Source organism: uncultured Tateyamaria sp. (assembly GCF_947488715.1).
Lineage (GTDB): Bacteria > Pseudomonadota > Alphaproteobacteria > Rhodobacterales > Rhodobacteraceae > Tateyamaria.
The window spans coordinates 1-3,072 of record NZ_CANLAG010000020.1; the positions used below are offsets into that span (position 1 = coordinate 1).

Sequence of the window (3,072 nt, forward strand, 5' to 3'; positions counted from 1 at the left end):
GCCACGGAATGGAATGTGTCTGTTTGGGGTAAGCGTCGTGCTTTTACGGAGCATGTTGAGAAGCTTGCGGAGTTGGTGAGCGAGAAGACGGGTGGTGAGTTCACGATGAACGTGAGCTATGGCGGTCTGTCGAAGAACCGGGAGAACCTCGACGGGATCTCCATCGGGGCGTTCGAGATGGCGCAGTTCTGTGCGGGCTATCACCGCGACAAGAACCGGGTGATCACGGTGCTGGAGCTGCCGTTCCTGGGCGTCGAGAACCTGGAGCAGGAAGTGGCCGTGTCGGCTGCGGTCTATGCCCACCCGGCGGCCACCGAAGAGATGGCGCAGTGGAATGCCAAGCTCTTGATGACCTCGCCGATGCCGCAATACAACCTCGTGGGCACGGGCGATCCGCGCAGCACGCTGGAAGACTTTGAAGGCATGCGGGTGCGCGCCACGGGCGGGATCGGCAATGCGTTCTCGGCGGTGGGCGGTGTGCCCACATCGGTGACCGCGACCGAGGCCTATCAGGCGATGGAATCGGGTGTCGTGGACACGGTGGCCTTTGCCCAGCACGCCCACCTGTCGTTTGGCACGATCAACCAGGCGGACTGGTGGACGGCGAACCTGAACCCCGGCACGGTGAACTGCCCTGTGGTGGTGAACATCGACGCCTATGACGCGCTGTCGGATGAACACCGCGCCGCACTGGACAGCTCGGTGCCCGAGGCGATCGAGCACTACCTGACGAACTACGCGTCGCTGCTGGAGCGCTGGGACAGCGTTCTGGAAGAGAAGGGCGTGCAGAAGGTCGAGATCGACGCGGGCGTGATCGACGCGTTCCGCGCTCAGGCGGCGGATCCGATCCGCGACCAGTGGATTGCCGACATGGAAGCACAGGGCCTGCCGGGCCAGGAGCTCTATGATCTGGTGGCCAAGACGCTGGCGGACGCCAAGGGCGGCAGCTGAGGCAAACGTGCGGTGCGCTGGAACGGCGCACTCTACGGGCCCGTTTGTAAGGTGCGCCTTTGCGGCGCGCCTTACCTGACTTTTGCATTTAACATTTGGGGGACGTGATGGCGGGTGCATCCACGGTTCTTGAGGATTCCAGTCTGCTGAGCCGGCTGGACCGGGGCTTGCTGCCCATCGAGCGCGTCATGGCGCTGTTGAGCGGGCTGGCAGCGTTCTCGCTGATGTTCCTGGCGGCCTATTCCGTCTCGGCGCGCGAGTTCTTTGAAAAACCGCTGTTGGGTTACGTCGACCTGATCGAGATGCTGATGCCGCTGATTGCGATCATGGGGGTGTCCTTTGTGCAGCGCAACGGCATCCACATCCGTATGGACATCATCGTAGGCGCGCTGCGGGGCCGGGTGCTGTGGCTGGTCGAGCTGATCATGGTGCTCTTGATCCTGGTGCTGATGATTGCGCTGGTCTGGGGATCGTGGTCGCATTTTGACCGGTCCTTCGACTGCGCGCGCCCCCTGTGCAGCCGCGACAGTTCCATCGACATCTCGCTGCCGATCTGGCCCAGCAAACTGATTGTGCCGGTGGCCTTTGCGGTGCTGTGCGCGCGGCTGGTGTTGCAGGCGGTGGGCTACGCGCGCGCCTTCTGGCTGAACCTGGAGAGCCCGGTGGCTGTCCCCCTGATCCAGAGCGTGGCGGAGCAAGCCCGCGCCGAGGCCGAAGCCCTTGAGGGAGCAGACTGATGGACCCGATTACAATTGGCCTGTGGACCACGGGCGGCATGCTCGTGCTGGTGTTCTTGGGCATGCGCGTGGCCTTTGCGGCCGGTCTGGCGGGCTTCGTGGGCCTTGTGTGGCTGCGCTGGAACGGGTTCGACTATGCGCCCGAACGCTTTGGCAAGGCGCTCGAGATCAGCGTCAAGGTGGCGGGGCAAGTGCCCCATTCCAAGGTCTCGGCCCAGGCGTTGAGCCTGATCCCCACCTTTATCCTGATCGGGTACCTGGCCTATTACGCCAAGCTGACCACGGCCCTGTTCGAGGCCGCCAAGCGCTGGATCGCCTGGGTGCCCGGCGGGCTGGCGGTGTCGACCGTGTTCGCCACCGCAGGCTTTGCGGCCGTGTCAGGCGCCTCGGTGGCCACGGCGGCGGTGTTTGCGCGCATTGCCATCCCCGAGATGCTCAAGATCGGCTATAACAAGCAGTTCGCCGCAGGCGTCGTGGCCGCAGGCGGCACGCTGGCCTCGCTGATCCCGCCCTCGGCCATCCTGGTGATCTATGCGATCATCGTGGAACAGGACGTGGGCAAGCTGCTGCTGGCAGGCTTCATTCCGGGCGCGTTCTCGGCGCTGATCTATGCGGGCCTGATCATCGGCATCGCGATGATCTGGAAGAACGTGGGCCCGCCGGTGACCGGGTTCACCTGGAAAGAACGGCTGGTGGCGCTGCCACCCGCACTGCCCATCGTGGCGGTGGTCGTGATCATCATCTTCTTTGTCTACAACCCCTTTGGCGACGCCTGGGGCACGCCGACCGAAGGCGGGGCGGTGGGCGCGTTCATCGTGTTCCTGATGGCGCTTTACCGCGGCATGCGTCTGCGCGAGCTGCGCGATGCGCTGATCGAGACGGCCAAGCTGACGGTGATGATCTTTACCATCATCTGGGGCGTGCTGATCTATGTGCGCTTCCTCGGGTTCGCCGACCTGCCGGGTGCGTTCAGCGACTGGATCACGTCCCTGACCGTGTCGCCGATGCTGATCCTGGTGTGCATCCTGCTGGCCTATGCGGTGCTGGGCATGTTCATGGACGCCATCGGGATGCTGCTGCTCACATTGCCGGTGGTCTATCCGGCGGTGATGGCGCTGAACGGGGGCGAGTTCGTCTCTGCCGCCGACAGCACCTTTGGCATGTCGGGTCCGATGTGCGCGATCTGGTTCGGGATCCTGGTGGTGAAAATGGCCGAGTTCTGCCTGATCACCCCGCCCATCGGCCTCAACTGCTTCGTGGTGGCAGGCGTGCGGGATGATCTGAGCGTGCAGGACGTGTTCCGCGGCGTGACCCCCTTCTTCATCGCCGACGCCGCCACAATCGCAGCCCTCGTCGCATTCCCAGGCATCGTACTATGGCTGCC

At 64.1% G+C, this 3,072-nt stretch carries 3 protein-coding genes; all 3 read left to right on the forward strand.

Going from position 1 to position 3,072, the window contains the following annotated elements; all coding sequences use genetic code 11:
- A partial coding sequence (locus Q0936_RS20335) for a C4-dicarboxylate TRAP transporter substrate-binding protein (RefSeq protein WP_299297506.1) occupies window positions 1-951 on the forward strand: 951 nt, incomplete at its 5' end.
- Window positions 952-1,058: 107 nt separating this feature from the next.
- Window positions 1,059-1,688 (forward strand): TRAP transporter small permease, encoded by a 630-nt coding sequence (locus Q0936_RS20340; RefSeq protein ID WP_299146681.1) that lies wholly within the window; start codon window positions 1,059-1,061, stop codon window positions 1,686-1,688.
- Window positions 1,688-3,072, forward strand: a 1,385-nt coding sequence (locus Q0936_RS20345) for a TRAP transporter large permease (RefSeq protein WP_299297505.1), incomplete at its 3' end; no start/stop codon positions are given. The genes Q0936_RS20340 and Q0936_RS20345, both read left to right, overlap by 1 nt.

What these genes read in the sequence shown, in the direction of transcription:
- Q0936_RS20340 (WP_299146681.1), top strand. Translation starts at nt 1,059, where the DNA reads ATGGCGGGTGCATCCACGGTTCTTGAGGATTCCAGTCTGCTGAGCCGG.